The following is a 17093-nucleotide window of genomic DNA, read 5'->3' on the forward strand; positions in this document are numbered from 1 at the left end:
TCACTGATTGGCCGTTTTTCATTCACCGTATTAATACTTTAGGGCGGGTACTAATAAAATGATGACATATATAAGCCACTCCCCTCATCCACCCTGATTTATTTCCTCCCTCGTTTAACTTTTGTTTAACCTGACCGCCCGGTTAGCACACGATTTCGGCTATGCTCTGCATGATAAAACGCCTACGTCTATCAGGGCAGCAGGCGCTCAAACACTGAACAGTCGCAGCCAAAAAAATAGACAGAGTATTTTGATCAAGGGATCACTATGTTAGAAAATAAAATCAATCTGCAATCGGCCATCACGACGCTGCCCTATTTAGACTGGAATGCCACCTATTCTGCTACTTTGGATGCCGTAGCCGAGTTGGAAAGCGGCAAGGTACTCTATTTCCCTCATCTGGCCTTTAATCTGACCGACGCGGAAAAAACCTTACTCACTCCAGAGTTGGTCGATCCCAAACGCAAGAATATTAGCTATCAGCCTGAACAGCAAAAGCTGACAGGGGTTGCCCTTGAGGCCAAACGCGAAGCGGTACATAAATTAATGGCTCGGCACTATCAAGCCTGCCAGCATTTGATCAATTCCGTCCTGCCCGAATATCGGCACGCAGTGCAAATGCCCACCAATAGCCTGCGTCTGCACCCGATCTCTGCATGGACAGCCTCGACTTCATGGCGCAAGGACGACCGCCGCCTGCATGTCGATGCGTTCCCTTCTCGCCCCAATTATGGCAACCGTATTTTACGCATCTTCACCAATATCAACCCTCATGGTGAAAGCCGCCAGTGGCGCGTCGGGGAGCCGTTCCCTGAGCTGGCGCAACGTTTTCTGCCACGCCTGAAGCGTTATTCGCCCTTTGCCAGTTGGTTGCAGGATAAAGTGGGTATTACCAAAACGCGCCGTAGTCACTACGATCATCTGATGCTGCAAATGCACGATGCGATGAAGGCAGATAAAGACTATCAGGAAAGCGGCCCCCAGCAGGCGGTTGAATTCCCCCCAGGAAGCAGCTGGATCTGTTTTTCCGATCAAACTCCCCATGCCGCCATGGCCGGGCAGTATATGCTGGAACAGACCTTTATTTTACCGGTGAGCGCCATGAAAACCCCGCAGCATGCGCCGCTGAACGTCTTGCAAGCGTTGTTACACAAGCCATTGATATAGAAAGCCTGACTTTTCAGCCGATCCGCGGGTTTTTCGCTGGATCGGCCATAACTTCGATCTGTGTCACCCCATTTGGGCAGCAAATTTGGTATATTAATCGCGCAGTAGTATGCACATCACCTACTCATTATGGAGGTTGTATGTACAAGACTATCTTAGCGCCCATTGATTTGGCTGAAATCGAGTTAACACAGAAAGTCATTCCCACGATTAATTCACTGGCAAACATCGACTACCCGCATATCCATTTTTTCGCCGTCCTCTCCCCTATGCTCTCTTATTATGAATATGGGCTATCGCACCCCGAGCGGTTGCTGCCCAGCGATGATGAGCGGATACAGATTGCACTGGCGGAGTTAAAGAAAGCCGTTACTGCTTTTGATATTCCGGAAGGCCGAGTGCACTGTTCGGTAGAGATCGGCGCGCCACGGGATCGGATTTTGAATTTTGCCGATGAGATCAACGCCGATTTGATCGTTGTCGGTTCGCGAAGGCCTAGTATCACTACCTTCTTGCTTGGCACAACGGCGTCATCGGTCGTCAGATATGCCAAAACCTCGGTCCTGGTGGTGCGATAAGGCCGCAGACTACGTTCTAAAAAGCGCTAGTAATACGTAGCTGTACGTAATAGTGCTACAGGAGGGAGCCATGCAGAACGCCGACACGCCGTGAATCCATCCCTGGAGGCTCGTATCGCGCGTCCATGCGCTCAACGGTCGGCTAACCTGCATGCCTCCCTCCTGACTTAGCTTACGGTGTTGCGGTGACAAGCGTAATTATTTGGCCACAGTTTCTGGTTATAGCAGCCACTTACCTGGCCCAGCTAGGTTTGTTGAGGATATGGTCCTGCCAATCCACGACTTCGCTTTCACGCACCGCGATATGACGTACGGTAATACGCTCACCGTGCATTGCCGCTTTTGATCCGCTGACCAACGGGTGCCAGTCGAACAAGGGTTTGCCCTCGCCGATCAGGCGATAGGCGCAGGTTGGCGGTAGCCAGTCGAACGTGGTGAGGTTTTCGCGCGTCAGCTTGATGCAGTCTTCTTCCAGCTCAAAGCGGCGCTCGTAGTTGCGGCACTGGCAGGATTTGATATTGAGCTGATCGCAGGCCACGTTGGTGAAGTAAATCTCATCGGTATCTTCATCGATCAGCTTGTTCAAACAGCATTGCCCACATCCGTCGCACAGCGATTCCCACTCTGCCTCAGACATTTCGTCCAGCGTCTTCTGTTGCCAAAAAGGGAGTTGTGACATATCGACTTCCGAAAATAGGTAAATGAACAAACCACCTGCAAGCAGGTTCAAGGGGGCACACTATATAGACACTCAGCGCAAAAGGAAACGTTTCCCCGGCTGCCCCTGCCTGCCGCAACGACATCCAACGTGGATAATAACAGTGTAAGTGACCAAAGAGGTTTCTGCCTGCAACACCCGGAAGGCCCGGCAGGCAGAAAAATAAAGCGGGATTAAATCACTCGGGTGCTGAGGGTCTTACCGTTAAGCGAGATTTTCAGCATATCGCCAGAAACCATTGGCCCGACTCCTTGAGGAGTCCCGGTCAGAATGATGTCGCCCGCACGCAGCGTGAAGAAACGGCTCATATAGGCGATCAGCGGCAAAATGGGATTGATCATATCACGGGTATTGCCCTGCTGACGCAGTTCGTCATTGATCGACAAAGACAGCTCGGCATTTTGCGGATCGCCAAATTCAGCCACCGGAATAAAACCGGAGATCGGGCAGGAGCCATCAAATGCCTTGGCTTTTTCCCAAGGTTGACCCGCCTTCTTGAACCCGGCCTGCAGATCGCGCAAGGTCAAGTCCAGCGCCACGCCATACCCCGCAATGGCACGGGCCACGCGATCTTCATTGGCCTGCTTTAACGGGGTGCCAATCAGCACCGCCAACTCGACTTCATGATGGATCGACCCCAGCCCCTTGGGGATCGCTACCGGTTGACGAATATCACACAATGCCGTTTCAGGTTTGATAAACAACACCGGCTCAGACGGGGTTGCACTCCCCATCTCCTTGATGTGATCGCTGTAGTTGCTGCCTACGCAAACCACTTTGCTTACCGGGAAATCAAGCAACGCTCCTTGCCAGTCTCTATGTTGATACATACCGCCTCTCCAACCACAGTGTAGGGGCCAGATAACCTCAGCCCATGATACATACGGGGTGCCATTCCAGGCACCGGGTAGTTACCGACCTATTGACCGATACCGTCGGCCATCATTCCCACGCTGATCGCGAAATAATACGAACGATTCCAATGCATGAGAGTACGGAAGTTATCATAAACCAAGAATGCGCGTCCTTGCATATCATCTGGAGCGATCACCCAACTACGCAGGCCAGAGACTGGCAAGGGTGAACCCTCTGCTAACACCACCCCTTTGGCCGCCCACTTCTCTTCGCTATGCCCCTGGGAGTCTTTCAACCCTAGTTGTTCAGCGTTGAATTGCGCGGGCAGTTTGACTTCACGACCCCAACCAACCCCAGGTTGCCAGCCTTCGGTTGCCAGGTAGTTGGCGGTAGAGGCAAACACATCGTCGAGATTATTCCAGATATCGATTTTACCGTCGTCATCCCCATCTGCGGCATAGGTCAAAAACGAGGTTGGCATAAACTGGCTCTGCCCCATCGCTCCCGCCCAGGATCCCTTCAGGTTGCCCGCATCAACGTGGCCCTGGTCAATAATCTTTAAGGCCGCCATCAGCTGTTTGGTAAAGAACGCTTCGCGCCGGCCTTCAAACGCCAGCGTCGCCAGGGCAGAAACAACGTCTTCCTTACCCTGTATCTTGCCAAAGGCGCTTTCCATACCCCATAGCGCGACAATATATTGCTCCGGGACGCCATAGCGCGCAGTCACTCGCGCCAACCGTGGCTGATATTGCTGGCGCATCTCGCGGCCCCGCTGGATTTTCCAAGCAGGCAGCACCCGGCTGAGGTAATCATCCAGCGTGATTTTCTTTTCCAACTGATTGCGATCGGCATTAATCACCCTATCGACAAAATGCGCGTTGGCAAAGGCAGCCTCAACGGTAGCCGCAGGGATACCCTGCTTGATGGCCCGCCGCTTCAGTTGTTCCACATAGGCCGGGAACTCCGCGGGATCACGCCCGGTTTCGGCCAGCGTACTCCCGGCAGGCGGTGCAACAGGTGCAGACGCAGGAGCCGCCCCCACCTGTTTAACGCAGCCAGCCAAAAGGAGCAGCGTTAGCATCATCGACATCTTCTTCATGATTTTCCCTACCCGTGACGACCTGCCGCCAGATGCAGATGGTGCTTAAAAGCTGGCGTTAACACAGGGTTGAAAATCGACGCCCGGTTATTTGTTGGCGTCAGACAAATGAAGGTTTAATAGGTTTTCCACCGGCGGTGGGAACTGCAGATAAAACCCTTCCTGCTTTAGGGCTTCTTTCACCTTCTCGATATCCGCTGAAGCCAATTTCTTACGCCCGTCAAGCGACAGCATCATGGCATACTGCGGCGTGCCAAAACTTTTCATCAGATCTTCCGGCACCCGAGAGAAATCGTCTTTTTTTTCGACATAAAGATAAGTCTGATCGCGCTTGGCGCTTCTATAGATGACACAAAACATTTTTAAAACTCTATTTAATTGAGGCAGCGTCTTGCCTGGATATAACTCTGACTATAACATGCTTATAGTACTTCGGAATATCGCACCCCGAGTGGTATTCCGGGGATTTAAGTTGCTGAGACTGAGTCAGGATAGATGTCACAATCGCCAATTGAGCTAAAAGGCAGCAGTTTTACCCTATCGGTGGTTCATTTACATAATTGCGAACCCGAGGTAATACGCCAGGCACTGCAAGAAAAGGTGGAACAAGCGCCCGCTTTTCTCAAAAATGCCCCTGTTGTTATTAATGTTGCTACGCTTAACGGCGACGCAGACTGGAAAGAAATTCAACGGGCGGTCACTGCGGCTGGGCTGCGCGTGGTCGGCATCAGCGGTTGCAAAGATGAGCGGCAGAAGCGGTCCATCGCCCGCGCCGGTTTGCCACTGCTCAATGAAGGCAAAGGCCAGAAGGCGGCCCCGCAGGCTCCGGTGATTGCGCCGGTCCCTGATAATGCCCCAGCCAAAACGCGCATCATCAGTACTCCAGTCCGTTCAGGCCAACAGATTTACGCCCGTAACAGCGATTTGATCGTCACCAGCAGCGTCAGCGCCGGTGCAGAACTGATTGCCGACGGCAATATTCATATTTACGGTAGCATGCGTGGCCGCGCACTGGCTGGCGCCTCTGGCGATACCCAGTGTCAGATTTTTTGCACGCACCTGGGTGCTGAGCTAGTCTCTATCGCAGGGCAGTACTGGTTGAGCGATCAGATCCCGTCCGAGTACCTCGGGCAGGCAGCAAGGCTCAGCCTGTTGGATAATGCTTTAACCATACAACCTTTAAATTAAGCCCTTTTGACAAGGAATCCATTTCATGGCACGCATTATTGTTGTTACATCGGGTAAAGGGGGCGTTGGCAAGACCACATCAAGTGCGGCCATTGCGACCGGCTTGGCCCAGAAAGGCAAGAAAACCGTGGTGATCGACTTTGATATCGGTCTGCGTAATCTTGACCTCATCATGGGGTGTGAACGCCGGGTCGTTTACGATTTCGTGAACGTTATCCAAGGTGACGCCACGCTGAACCAGGCGTTAATCAAAGACAAGCGCACCGACAACCTCTACATTCTGCCCGCTTCGCAAACCCGTGACAAAGACGCCCTGACCCGTGAAGGCGTGGAAAAAATACTCAGCGATCTCGACGAGATGGCCTTCGAATTTGTGGTTTGCGACTCACCTGCAGGGATCGAATCCGGTGCCTTGATGGCGCTGTACTTTGCCGATGAAGCCATCATCACCACCAACCCGGAAGTGTCTTCAGTACGTGACTCCGACCGTATCCTGGGCATTCTGGCTTCCAAATCGCGCCGTGCCGAGAGAGGGGAATCCCCGATCAAGGAACATCTGCTGCTAACCCGTTACAACCCGGGCCGCGTCAGCCGTGGCGACATGTTGAGCATGGAAGACGTGCTGGAAATCCTGCGTATCCCGCTGCTTGGCGTGATCCCGGAAGATCAGTCGGTATTACGTGCCTCTAACCAGGGTGAACCTGTTATTCTTGATAGTGAGTCCGATGCCGGTAAGGCCTATGACGATACCGTTCACCGCCTGTTAGGGGAAGAACGCCCGTTCCGCTTCATCGAAGAAGAGAAAAAGGGCTTCCTGAAACGCCTTTTTGGGGGATAAACCATGGCTCTGTTAGACTTCTTTCTGTCCCGCAAAAAATCGACAGCCAGTGTAGCCAAGGAACGGCTACAGATTATCGTCGCAGAACGTCGTCGTGGGGACAGCGAACCCCACTATCTGCCTGATTTAAAGCGCGATATTCTAGCGGTAATTTGTAAATACATTCAGATCGACCCCGAAATGCTGCACGTGCAATTCGAGCAGAAAGGGGACGATATTTCGGTACTTGAACTTAACGTGACGCTACCGGAATCGGAAGAAACACCTAAATGATTGCGATGCAATGAGTGCCCCCTGTATATTTTTATACAGGGGGTAACTGTATATTCGTCCAGTTATAAACGCGCGTGCAAAAATAAAAACTCCGCACTATTGAGACGACTCTCAGTTCTTTTTGACACCACTTTCTTTATGGTGAAGGCTGGCGATTAATATTTTCTTCGCCTTATTTTTAGCGAGATAAAACGGAACAGTTTGATTTAAACTGCCCCGCCCGATCTTTAACGATTAATAATCCTGTAGGATCGCCTGCAACGGCGCGGCCAATAGCTCACCACGCCAACCACTGATTAACTCAGGCTGTGACTCGCTCTCTTTCAATTTCCAGTGCCAATTCAGCAACTGGTTAATCTGCCGCCGCGAAGCTAGCAGTTCGACGCTAAGGCCACTCTGCTCACTTACCAACGTAATGGCAGCCTTAATCTCCTTGAACACTTTCTTATAGCCAGGATGATCGACCAGGTTACTCAACGGTGCTGGCAAGGCTGATTCTTCGAGAGCGTTAGCCTCCGCCACCAGCGCCACCAGGGTTTTACCATGATAGCGGATCTCCGGACCACTCAGCCCCAGCGCCTCCAGTTCACCCAGCGAACCCGGCATATAGCGCGCCACGGCCCATAGGTTCTCTTCACGCACGACAAAGTTCACCGCCAGATCGCGTTCACGCGCCTGACGTAAACGCCACTCGGCCAGTTTTTGCAGGCAAGCCAACTGACGCGGACGTAACTGCCAGGCATTGGTGATTTCGCGATAGGCCAATTCCGGCGCCAGCGCTTCACTGCGCCGTTGGCAGAGCAAACGGCACTCGTTATCGGCTGCAGCGGTCCAACCCGCCTCCTCGGTCTCCTGCACCAGTTGCTTGGCCATCGGCAACAGGTAGAACACATCAGCTGCGGCATAAACGCATTGGCGCTCGGTCAATGGCCGCGCCAACCAGTCGGTACGCGATTCACTCTTATCGAGATCGACCTTCATGTACTCCGTCACCAGCTTGGCAAAGCCACAGGACAGCGTATGGCCGCTGAAGGCCGCCAGGATTTGGGTATCGACCATCGGTGTCGGCAGCGTCTTGAAGGCGTTCAGAAACACCTCAAGATCTTCACTACCAGCGTGCAGGAATTTCACGACGGCGGTATCGGCCAGCAGGTCGATAAAGGGTTGCCACTGCTTGATGGGGAGAGGATCGATCAGGGAAAGTTGTTCACCATCATATAACTGGATCAGGCCTAACTGCGGATAATAGGTACGCGTGCGGACGAACTCGGTATCCAGCGCCACCTGGGCGTAGTTTCTTGCCTGCTCGCAGACCTGCTGCAATCCGGCGTCGGTAGTGATCAACTGATAATTCAAAACATCATTCTCTTGGTCATTTTTAGGATTCAAACACAACAACGCCGGCTTATTCACCGGCGCTGTTGAAAAGGGGAGCAACGATTGGCCTAGGCGGCATCGTCAGCCTTGGGCTTTTTCTGTTCGTCACGCAGTTCCCGTCGTAAGATTTTGCCGACGTTCGACTTCGGCAACTCGTCACGGAACTCAACAATTTTTGGCACTTTATACCCTGTCAGGTGCCGACGGCAATGGGTTAGCAACTCTTCTTTGGTGAGTGTCTGATCTTTCTTCACCACACAAATCTTCACCGCTTCACCCGAAGCATCGCTGGGTACCCCAATGGCCGCACATTCCAGCACTTTAGGGTGCTGGCTAACGATCTCTTCGATCTCGTTCGGGTAGACGTTAAAACCAGAAACCAGGATCATATCTTTCTTACGGTCAACGATGCGGATAAAGCCCTCATCATCCACGGTAACCACATCCCCAGTCGCCAGCCAGCCATCGCGCAACACTTCGTCCGTCGCGTCAGGGCGTTGCCAATAGCCTAACATAACTTGCGGCCCTTTAACCCAAAGTTCACCGGGTTGACCGACCGGCACATCTTTGCCTTCATCATCCACCAAACGGATATCGGTAGATGGCACCGGCAGGCCGATGCTGCCGCTGTAGTGTTTCAAATCATGCGGGTTGCCAGAGACTAGCGGAGAGCACTCCGTCAGCCCATAGCCTTCCAGCAAATGATGGCCGGTCAGCTTTTCCCACTTTTCCGCCACCGATTTCTGCACCGACATCCCTCCGCCAACGGAAAGCCGCAGCGTGGAGAAGTCCAGCTTCTGGAAATCTTCATTGTTCAATAACGCATTAAACAGGGTATTTACCCCGGTCATGGCGCTAAACGGGTATTTTGCCAGCTCCTTCACCAGCCCCGGAATATCACGTGGGTTGGTGATCAGCAGGCTACGGCCGCCCAACTCGATAAACAGTAGGCAGTTCACCGTCAACGCAAAGATGTGATACAGCGGCAAGGCGGTAACCACCAACTCCTGCCCTTCACGCAGTAACGGCACATAAGCCGCTTTGGCCTGTACCAGATTGGCCTGCATGTTGCGGTGGGTCAGCATAGCCCCTTTCGCCACGCCGGTAGTGCCGCCGGTATACTGCAGGAAGGCCAGATCGGTATTGATAATATCTGGCTTCACGTATTGCAGGCGGCGGCCACGCTGCAACGCGCTGCGAAACGAGATGGCATCCGGCAGGTCGTATTTGGGCACCAGCCGCTTGATGTACTTCACCACAAAGTTGACCAACGTGCCTTTGGCTGCAGAAAGCTGGTCGCCCATGCGGGTCAGAATGACGTGTTTAACCTGGGTTTTGAACACCACCTTTTCCAAGGTGTGGGCGAAATTGGAAACGATGACAATCGCGCTGGCACCGCTGTCGTTCAGTTGATGTTCCAACTCACGAGGGGTATACAGCGGGTTGACGTTAACCACCACCATCCCCGCCCGCAAAATACCGAACAGAGCGATCGGGTATTGCAACAGGTTGGGCATCATCAGCGCCACACGGTCGCCCTTCTTCAGCCCCAACTCGTTTTGCAGGTAGGCGGCAAATGCTCGGCTGCGCTCTTCCAGCTTGCGGAAGGTCATCACCTCACCCATGTTGATAAAGGCGGGTTGATCCGCGTAACGGGCAACCGCATTCTCAAACATTTCGATCAGGGATGAGTATTGATCGGCATCGATTTCTGCCGGAACATCCGCCGGGTAACGTTTTAACCAGACCTTTTCCAAGCTATTACTCCTGAAATCATTACTAATTATCATCGTAGCCCCCAAAATTGCAGCCAAACTTTAACAATATTTTAACTCAGCGTACCAGTTTGGGTTTTAAACAATATTCAGGTTGCGATGTGCGTCACTAATTGCCGACGCAACCGCACAACAAAAAAAGTTAAGGCGGCCATTAAGCCGCCCTAAAGTATAAAAACTATCCTACTTGCCGAAGCCTCAGATCTGCGTCCTTACTCCGTAACGAAAGTTTGCACCTGCGCCGGACCTGGATTATACCAGCCATAACCCCCGCCCCAACCTGGGCCCCATGGGCCATTATGCCAGCCCCACGGCCCCATTGGCTGTGGCGGCATCACAATCTGCTGAGCGATGCGCCAACGCTTGAAACCGGTCGCATCCATGGTGACAAAGCGGTAAGGCGTCATGCCAATCTTACCGTCCCGTAGGCCGGTGATCGGCCCAACCACGGTGACCAGTTGCCCTCTGAAGTCGACCGGGTCGAGGAAGCCGTTAACCGAAGCCAGCAAACGGCCTTGCGAAGGTTCCCCCAATATCGGGCGAGCGCCAGAATCCAGCGGCACCGCCGCAATCTCCAGGATGGTACGCCCACGTTCATTAGCCACCGCAACCACGGTACCGCCGAAGCGTGCCTCCGCGCCGGTAAACTGTTTCGGTGCGTTTTGCACCACTGACAGTCGATCGACCGGCGTAGGGCTGGTGCCTTGGATGGCATCCGGAATGGTCACACAGCCAGAGAGCGCCAACACGCTGCTTGCGATTGCCAGCGTTAACAGCTTTTTACTCACAGTACGGGTTAAGATCATCGCAATCTCCTGAATTAGCTGTAACTTCGACAACGTTCATCAGTGCAAGTTGCAAGCGGAGCTGTTTTCTATCGGCGGCAACTTTAGATTAACTATAGGAAACTATTCGCGTCCCGGTAGCTTCTTCCAGGTGACTTCGTTACGCAAATAGGTCGGTTCGGCATTCTCCACGCTAACCGCCAGGCCTTGTTGCCAAGCCTGTAGCGCCAGAGGCAGCATATCTTCGGCCTGCGGCAACAGCATTTGCCCGTCGGTAACGTGCAGCGAGGAACCTGCAACCAAATCTGGGTAGGTTTGCCAACCGGTCCCCACATGGGCCCAATCGCCTTGCAAATGTTGCGCTCGCTCCAGAGCCTGCTGTGGAGACAGCACCGCTTCCCCCGCGCTTTCCAGCCACTGGCCATCAGGCTGGCGTTCAAACTGGCCCCAATAGACTTCGCCCATGCGGGCATCGATCGCCGCCAACACTCGTTGCGCGCCAGTCATGCGCCAGGCACCTTGCGCCATGGTTTGCAACGTGGAAATCCCGAGCATCGGCAGTTCGGCGCCGAGCGCCAACCCTTGGGCAATACCAATGCCGATACGCACGCCGGTAAAGCTCCCAGGGCCACGACCAAAGGCCAAGGCATCGAGTTGTGAAAGGGATAATCCGGTGTCGGCCAGCACCTGCTGCACCAGCGGCAAAATGCGCTGGGTATGCTCGCGTGGGCACAGTTCAAACAGGGCGTGAACTTCGCCTTGATTCCAGATAGCGACAGAACATGCTTCCGTCGCCGTATCGATCGCTAAAATTCGCGTGGACATGCCAAACCTCAGGCGGGAAATATCAGTGGTTTCATACAGGGCGCGCATTGTAGCACACCCCAGAAGTCGCGCCTATTCACCCTTGAGGAAGGCAATAGCCTGTGCCAGATCGCGGGTACGTGGCGTTGGTGGCAGGCTGTTGAGAAACACTTCACCATAAGGACGCATCACCAGGCGGTTATCACAAATCACCAGCACGCCCCGATCGTCGGTATCGCGGATCAGACGGCCAACTCCCTGCTTGAGCGTAATCACAGCATCGGGCAGTTGCACATCATTGAACGGGTCACCTCCGCGTAAACGGCAATCTTCAATGCGCGCCTTCAGCAACGGATCGTCCGGCGAGGTAAACGGCAGCTTATCGATAATCACGCACGAGAGCGCATCACCGCGCACGTCGACCCCTTCCCAGAAGCTGCTGGTTGCCACCAGTAACGCATTGCCCGCTTCGACAAACTGCGCCAACAGTTGACCCTTGCTGGTTTCCCCTTGCAACAGCACCGGCAGCGTCAAGGTGGCGCGGAACTCTTCGGCCAGCTCACGCATCATCTGATGCGAAGTGCACAGGAAGAAACAGCGGCCCTGGTTAGCCTCAATCATTGGCCGCAGCATTCGGGCCAACTGACGTGCGCCACCGGGTTGATTCGGCGAGGGCAAGAAACGTGGCACACAGAGCAACGCCTGATTGGCATAGTCAAACGGGCTGGGTAGCAGCAGGGTTTTGGCCTTATTCAGCCCCAAACGATCGGTAAAATGGCCCATTTGCTCATTCACCGACAGCGTTGCCGAGGTGAAAATCCAGCTGCCCGGCTTTTCGTCCAGCATCTCGCGGAAGCGGTCTGATACCGTCAATGGCGTGAGCGCCAACACAAAACTGCGCGAGTTACATTCATACCAGTAGCTGAAGCCGGGTTCGTTGACCTCTTTGAGCCGCTTAAGGCGGGCGCGGAACTGCGTCGCACGCTCGAAGGCGGCATCCAGCAACGCCGAACGGCCAAGGGAAAGCTTGACCACGTCGTAACACAGCTCCAACGCATCATCGAGCAGCAGCAAGGCGCGCTGGACGTTAGGTTGAGTGAGCACCTCCCGAAGGTTACCGCGAAAACCCGGTTCTCCCAGCGCTAAACGGAAATCCTGCGTGCTCTGGCTGAGGCGATCGGCGCTCTTTTGCAACTGTGCGCTATCGCGCACCTCGGTACGGTAAGCAATGGTGATGTCTTTAGCCAGATCCATCAGTTGACGGCTGGTGAGCTGCTTGCCGAAGTATTGGCTGGCGATATCCGGGATCTGATGCGCTTCGTCGAAGATCATCACGTCCGCTTCCGGGATCAGTTCGGCAAAACCGCCCTCCTTGACCACCATATCCGCCAGAAACAGATGATGGTTAACCACCACCACGTCGGCATCCATTGCCCGGCGTCGAGCCTTGACGACGAAGCACTCTTTATACAGCGGGCAATCACTGCCCAGACAGTTATCGTTGGTGCTGGTCACCAGCGGCCAGACAAAGCTGTCTTCCGCCACATCGCTACAGGAGCTGATATCCCCTTCTTCCGTCAGGGTTGACCAGCTGCGCAGCCGCACCAAATCGATCAGCGTCTGGCCAGCCAGATCGCCACCAGCCATGGATTGCTGCTCCAGACGTTCCAGGCACAGATAGTTGGAACGCCCCTTGAGCAGCGCCAGCTTGCCTTTGTATTTTAATGCCTTGGCCACGGTGGGCAGATCTCGGGCGTAAAGCTGATCCTGCAAGGCTTTGGAGCCGGTGGAAATAATCACCTTGCGCTTTGAACGCAGCGCCGGTGCCAGATAGGCGTAGGTTTTACCGGTGCCGGTTCCTGCCTCGACGACCAGTTCCTGTTTGAAATTGATGGCTTCCGTTACCGCCTCTGCCATCAATCTTTGCGGTTCACGGGGTTTGAACCCTTTAATTGCCTGCGCCAATGCGCCTTCTGGTGCGAAATCGTCTGCCACGCTATCTCTCTGCCGGTATCATTCAGCGGTGATTATGCCAAGCCTGCCACGCCGCTACCACCGACTTTATCCACACACACATCCATTGCTGGCTGTGATAGGCTTATGACGTTGATGATAAGGAGATAATTGCATGAATATCGAACGAATTGATCCGGCACAGCGCTGGTCAGAAGCGGTGATCCACAATGACACCGTTTATTACACCAGCGTCCCGGAAAATCTGGACGATGACGCTACGGCGCAAACCGCCAACGCCTTGGCCGCTATCGATGTGCTGTTGGAGCGAGTGGGTTCGGACAAGAGCCGGATTTTAGACGCCACCATTTTCCTGGCCAACGGCGATGATTTTGCCGCCATGAATGCCGCCTGGGATGCCTGGGTAGTTGCAGGCAGCGCGCCGGTACGTTGTACCGTAGAAGCGCGTCTGATGAATCCTAAATACAAAGTTGAAATCAAGATCATCGCGGCGCTGTAAAACAAAAAACCGCAGGTCATTCCCTTAATCCAAGAGTAGCTACCTGCGGTTTTTATTTGGCCGTTAAGCCAGTTTGATGATGACCATACCCGTCAATAACAGGGCCAGCCCCATCCAGCCTTTGGCATTGAGCCGTTGACCGAACAGGATCCAACCGGCAGCGATGGTGGCGGCAATACCGAAACCGCCCCACAGCGCATAAGCGACCGAAAGATCGATCCCCTTCACCGCCTGCGCCAGCGCGCTGAACGCCCCTAATACCGATACCAGGGACAGCAGCCCCAGCCAAACCCTGCTAAAACCATTAGACATCTTCAGAAAGATGTTGGCCACGATCTCCAGTACGATGGCCAAGGCCAGAAACCCAATGTGGTACAACTCAAGCTGTTGCATGGTTGTTACCTCGCGGGCTGACCTGTTTTCGTGGCTTGCGGGTGCCGGATTTCACCAGCAGGATCCCGGCAATCAACGCCACCAGACCCAGCACTTTCAGCGCCGAGATTGGCTCATCAAACAGCATCACGCTAAACAGGGTAATAAACAGGATGCCGATCCCTTCCCATAAGGCGTAAGCAACGCCCAAGGCCACGCGTTTTACCGCTAATGACAGCATGATGTAAGACAGGGTGATCATCACATACATGACGATATGTCCGGTCATACCGCCGCTGACGCTAGCGTATTTCATGGACAGAGTGCCGATTATTTCGGCGGTAATGGCAAAGCCTAAAAAGATCCAATAAATCATAATTTTTCTCCCAAACGGCGAATCACGCACGCTAAGGCGTATTTATCCCAATCTATCTCATCAAACAGGCGCACGGCGGCGCTTGAGATATAGAAATCTCTGGGGATAAACCTACCCAAACGTATTAAAGAAGTTTGCCCGGCAACGCCAAAAGACGGGAAGTGAACCCAGTCATCAGCACCGGTAAAGGGAGAAAGACGCTATAGCTCGCTGCACCAGTGATGCTCACTGGCAAGAATGGCAGAAAGGAAAAGTTGGCAACAAGATGTTCTGAGAGGCGTTCCATTAAGTTTCATCATAATTATTCTCTATCTTCAGCCGCACACCGTGCGATTTGCCCAATATCCTCATGAATGTAAAATTTTCAACTGCATTAGTTTTACCATAGCGAAAATCAGAAAGCAAACCGCCGTTTTCACATTTAGCGAAAAAAAATGAGTTATAAATAAGAGCCTTAATGTTTTTAAAAATTAAAAAAAGGCTCAGATTGACACCTGAGCCTTGTGAGAATTTCGCTAGCCGGTAAGTGCGGCAAATTCAGGCGCTACGCGCCTTAGCGCAGGATCTGTTTGATGCCTTCCAGCAGCAACTCGACCTCTTCGGCACGGGTCTCTCCACTGAGTGGATCGATGATGGAACTGTAAACGTGTGGCATCACCTTTGCGACTCCTGCGTCAAGGCAGGTTTCCAGTATTGGCAGGAAGTTTCGCGTATCGATCCCGCCGGTGGGTTCGATCATGGTCATGCCATTGCGCACGCAACTTTCCGCCAATGCGCGCAGTTCTGCCAGCGACGATAACCCCCCCATCGGGAAGAATTTGGCCGCATGACCACCCAGATCGAGGATCATACGTACCGCGCTGTCACAGCTCACCACGGCAGGCTCGCCCTGGCTGCTGTGAACTCCGGTGGAAATGATCACCTTCCCTGGCGTGCCGGTTGGCGAGATCAAGGCATTGATGCAGGTATTGCTGATGCCACGGGCCGCCAATGCACCCGCGGCAAAACCACAGCCTGTGAAGGTTTGGTTGACGTGTGCAGGCGCGGTGGCCGCCGCAATCATTGCCGCCTTATAAAACTGTGCCGCCGACCCTGCCCCCAAGCCAACGGAAATAGCCGGGATGTGCTCCATCCAGCGCTTCACCTCGGCCACACCCTGTTCGACGTTGGTGAACTGCGCCGAGATCACGCCAATAGCGGCATGTCCTTCAGCGGCATGGTGTACCTGTAATGCGTTAGGGATATCTTTGGCCAGCACGTTGATAGCCACTCGCCCCTGGTAAAAATCAAGCTGTTGCATGTTGCCCCCTGGCCTGTTGCACAATTTTCGTCAACCTCTCCACAATCAACGCAAAGTCGTCGTCGCGCAGCGCCCGTGGATCGAAGCTGAAGACGCCCTGATTCAGCCAGTAATGGCGGGTGTAAATCGCCACCTCGCCAGTGCGCAGTTGCTCTTCCACCTGATAGGCGGTTAATCCTAGCCTGGAGGCGTCCACGCTTACCCGCACTCGATAAATCGCTCGCCCGGCTTCATCCTGTTCGATCTCCGCCTGTAGGCCCGGCAGCGCGGAAATCTGCTGTGCCAATTCGCGCAATGCCGGTAATTGGCGGCTCCAGTCCGGTTGATGTTGCTGATAATGATCCAGCGCCATCACCAGCCCCACCATGTTCTCCTTGCCGATCTTCATCGCACGCGCAATGCCGTTATGCTGGGCCTTGCAACAGGCGATCCAATGCTGGTCGCCGGTGACAAAACCGGAGGTCGGTGCGTCCAGCGCTTTGGCCCCGCTATACACCACCATGTTGGCCCCGGCCGCCACATAGGCCCGCAAATCCTCTTCTGCAGCCGCATCCACAATCAGCGGCAACCCGGCGTTACGGGCCACGGCGACAAAATCGCTCAGCGCAACCATGCCCTTTTGCACACAGTGATGCGACTTGACGTAAAACAGCGCCGCCGTCTGCGCCGTGATGGCCTTTGCCAGTTGCCAGCGGGCCGCCAGATTGCTTTGCCCCACCTCAACCACCTTACCGCCGCCCAGCCGGATAGCGGTGGTGATCGGCGCACCGTAGTCAATATTGTGGCCACGTAGCATGACGATTTCATTCGCCAAACCTTCACTACATGGCATCAGTGCCACCCGCTCCGGCTCCCCCCGGGTAATGGCTGCCGCGACCGCAATAGCCACCCCGGCGGAGGCGCAGGAGGTCACATAGCTGTCTTGCGCACCGGTATGCTGAGAGATGAGTTCGCCAACGCGATCCACCAGCGCATCAATTTCCACAAAGGCCGACGCCGCCTCGGCCGTGGCCGCCATCACTTCTTTCGGCACCGAAGAAACACCAAGGATGGTCATCTTGCCGCTGGCGTTGATCACCCGTTTCAGCCCGAGCCGTTGATAAATATTCATCGCT

19 protein-coding genes are annotated in these 17093 nt (G+C 54.1%); 6 read left to right on the top strand and 13 right to left on the bottom strand.

Annotation, left to right across the window (positions count from 1 at the left end; translation table 11 throughout):
* The first annotated feature begins 267 nt into the window (after nucleotides 1-267).
* Entirely contained in the window at nucleotides 268-1167 is a 900-nt protein-coding gene (locus tag KGP17_RS14370; protein WP_059200987.1) for a Kdo hydroxylase family protein, read from the top strand.
* A gap of 140 nt (nucleotides 1168-1307) precedes the next feature.
* Nucleotides 1308-1745: a universal stress protein gene (locus KGP17_RS14375; protein WP_094981347.1), complete on the top strand. Its 438-nt coding sequence runs from the start codon at nucleotides 1308-1310 to the stop codon at nucleotides 1743-1745.
* 232 nt (nucleotides 1746-1977) lie between these two features.
* Here KGP17_RS14375 and KGP17_RS14380 read toward each other — a convergent pair whose 3' ends face one another.
* From KGP17_RS14380 to KGP17_RS14395, 4 genes are all read right to left on the bottom strand, one after another.
* Nucleotides 1978-2424 (bottom strand): YcgN family cysteine cluster protein, encoded by a 447-nt coding sequence (locus tag KGP17_RS14380; protein ID WP_021181179.1) that lies wholly within the window; start codon nucleotides 2422-2424, stop codon nucleotides 1978-1980.
* A 212-nt stretch (nucleotides 2425-2636) separates the two neighbouring features.
* Nucleotides 2637-3293: a fumarylacetoacetate hydrolase family protein gene (locus tag KGP17_RS14385; RefSeq protein ID WP_223497790.1), complete on the bottom strand. Its 657-nt coding sequence runs from the start codon at nucleotides 3291-3293 to the stop codon at nucleotides 2637-2639.
* A gap of 89 nt (nucleotides 3294-3382) precedes the next feature.
* On the bottom strand, nucleotides 3383-4417 hold the full coding sequence (locus KGP17_RS14390; RefSeq protein ID WP_371822023.1) for a lytic transglycosylase domain-containing protein: 1035 nt from the start codon (nucleotides 4415-4417) through the stop codon (nucleotides 3383-3385).
* Nucleotides 4418-4504: 87 nt separating this feature from the next.
* Nucleotides 4505-4777 (bottom strand): YcgL domain-containing protein, encoded by a 273-nt coding sequence (locus KGP17_RS14395; protein ID WP_021806638.1) that lies wholly within the window; start codon nucleotides 4775-4777, stop codon nucleotides 4505-4507.
* A 135-nt stretch (nucleotides 4778-4912) separates the two neighbouring features.
* Here KGP17_RS14395 and minC point away from each other — a divergent pair, with 135 nt between their 5' ends.
* The 3 genes from minC to minE are packed head-to-tail and all read left to right on the top strand — an operon-like array spanning nucleotide 4913 to nucleotide 6716.
* Nucleotides 4913-5605 carry a septum site-determining protein MinC gene (gene minC / locus KGP17_RS14400; protein WP_021806639.1) on the top strand — a complete coding sequence of 231 codons (693 nt, stop codon included), beginning with the start codon at nucleotides 4913-4915 and terminating at the stop codon, nucleotides 5603-5605.
* A gap of 25 nt (nucleotides 5606-5630) precedes the next feature.
* Complete coding sequence (gene minD / locus KGP17_RS14405; RefSeq protein WP_021806640.1) at nucleotides 5631-6443, top strand: septum site-determining protein MinD; 813 nt, start codon at nucleotides 5631-5633, stop codon at nucleotides 6441-6443.
* A gap of 3 nt (nucleotides 6444-6446) precedes the next feature.
* Nucleotides 6447-6716, top strand: coding sequence for a cell division topological specificity factor MinE (gene minE, locus KGP17_RS14410; protein WP_021181173.1), 270 nt, complete (start codon nucleotides 6447-6449; stop codon nucleotides 6714-6716).
* A 234-nt stretch (nucleotides 6717-6950) separates the two neighbouring features.
* On the opposite strand, the gene rnd is transcribed toward minE, so the two are convergent.
* The 5 genes from rnd to KGP17_RS14435 all read right to left on the bottom strand — a co-directional run bounded on the left by rnd (nucleotide 6951) and on the right by KGP17_RS14435 (nucleotide 13452).
* Entirely contained in the window at nucleotides 6951-8072 is a 1122-nt protein-coding gene (gene rnd / locus KGP17_RS14415) for a ribonuclease D (protein WP_039996064.1), read from the bottom strand.
* An 89-nt stretch (nucleotides 8073-8161) separates the two neighbouring features.
* A complete protein-coding gene (gene fadD / locus KGP17_RS14420) occupies nucleotides 8162-9850 on the bottom strand; it encodes a long-chain-fatty-acid--CoA ligase FadD (RefSeq protein WP_021806642.1) in 1689 nt (562 codons plus the stop codon).
* Nucleotides 9851-10080: 230 nt separating this feature from the next.
* Nucleotides 10081-10671 (bottom strand): Slp family lipoprotein, encoded by a 591-nt coding sequence (locus KGP17_RS14425; protein WP_046808505.1) that lies wholly within the window; start codon nucleotides 10669-10671, stop codon nucleotides 10081-10083.
* Nucleotides 10672-10776: 105 nt separating this feature from the next.
* Nucleotides 10777-11478: a tRNA (adenosine(37)-N6)-threonylcarbamoyltransferase complex dimerization subunit type 1 TsaB gene (tsaB, locus tag KGP17_RS14430; RefSeq protein WP_059202039.1), complete on the bottom strand. Its 702-nt coding sequence runs from the start codon at nucleotides 11476-11478 to the stop codon at nucleotides 10777-10779.
* Between the two features lie 72 nt (nucleotides 11479-11550).
* Complete coding sequence (locus tag KGP17_RS14435) at nucleotides 11551-13452, bottom strand: ATP-dependent DNA helicase (protein ID WP_021181168.1); 1902 nt, start codon at nucleotides 13450-13452, stop codon at nucleotides 11551-11553.
* Between the two features lie 133 nt (nucleotides 13453-13585).
* Between KGP17_RS14435 and KGP17_RS14440 the strand changes: the two genes are divergently transcribed.
* Nucleotides 13586-13930 carry a RidA family protein gene (locus tag KGP17_RS14440; RefSeq protein ID WP_021806645.1) on the top strand — a complete coding sequence of 115 codons (345 nt, stop codon included), beginning with the start codon at nucleotides 13586-13588 and terminating at the stop codon, nucleotides 13928-13930.
* 63 nt (nucleotides 13931-13993) lie between these two features.
* Here the strand turns inward: KGP17_RS14440 and mdtI are convergent, their stop codons facing one another.
* From mdtI to KGP17_RS14460, 4 genes are all read right to left on the bottom strand, one after another.
* Nucleotides 13994-14323 carry a multidrug/spermidine efflux SMR transporter subunit MdtI gene (gene mdtI / locus KGP17_RS14445; protein ID WP_021181166.1) on the bottom strand — a complete coding sequence of 110 codons (330 nt, stop codon included), beginning with the start codon at nucleotides 14321-14323 and terminating at the stop codon, nucleotides 13994-13996.
* Nucleotides 14310-14678, bottom strand: a complete 369-nt coding sequence (mdtJ, locus tag KGP17_RS14450; protein WP_021181165.1) for a multidrug/spermidine efflux SMR transporter subunit MdtJ — start codon at nucleotides 14676-14678, stop codon at nucleotides 14310-14312. The genes mdtI and mdtJ overlap by 14 nt, the downstream gene beginning before the upstream one ends.
* Nucleotides 14679-15231: 553 nt before the next feature.
* Nucleotides 15232-15978, bottom strand: a complete 747-nt coding sequence (locus KGP17_RS14455) for a KDGP aldolase (protein WP_223497791.1) — start codon at nucleotides 15976-15978, stop codon at nucleotides 15232-15234.
* Nucleotides 15965-17089, bottom strand: coding sequence for a DgaE family pyridoxal phosphate-dependent ammonia lyase (locus KGP17_RS14460; RefSeq protein WP_223497792.1), 1125 nt, complete (start codon nucleotides 17087-17089; stop codon nucleotides 15965-15967). The genes KGP17_RS14455 and KGP17_RS14460 overlap by 14 nt, the downstream gene beginning before the upstream one ends.
* Nucleotides 17090-17093 lie beyond the last annotated feature (4 nt).

The sequence above is a fragment of the Serratia sp. JSRIV001 genome, from assembly GCF_019968745.1.
Classification (GTDB): Bacteria; Pseudomonadota; Gammaproteobacteria; order Enterobacterales; family Enterobacteriaceae; genus Chania; species Chania fonticola_B.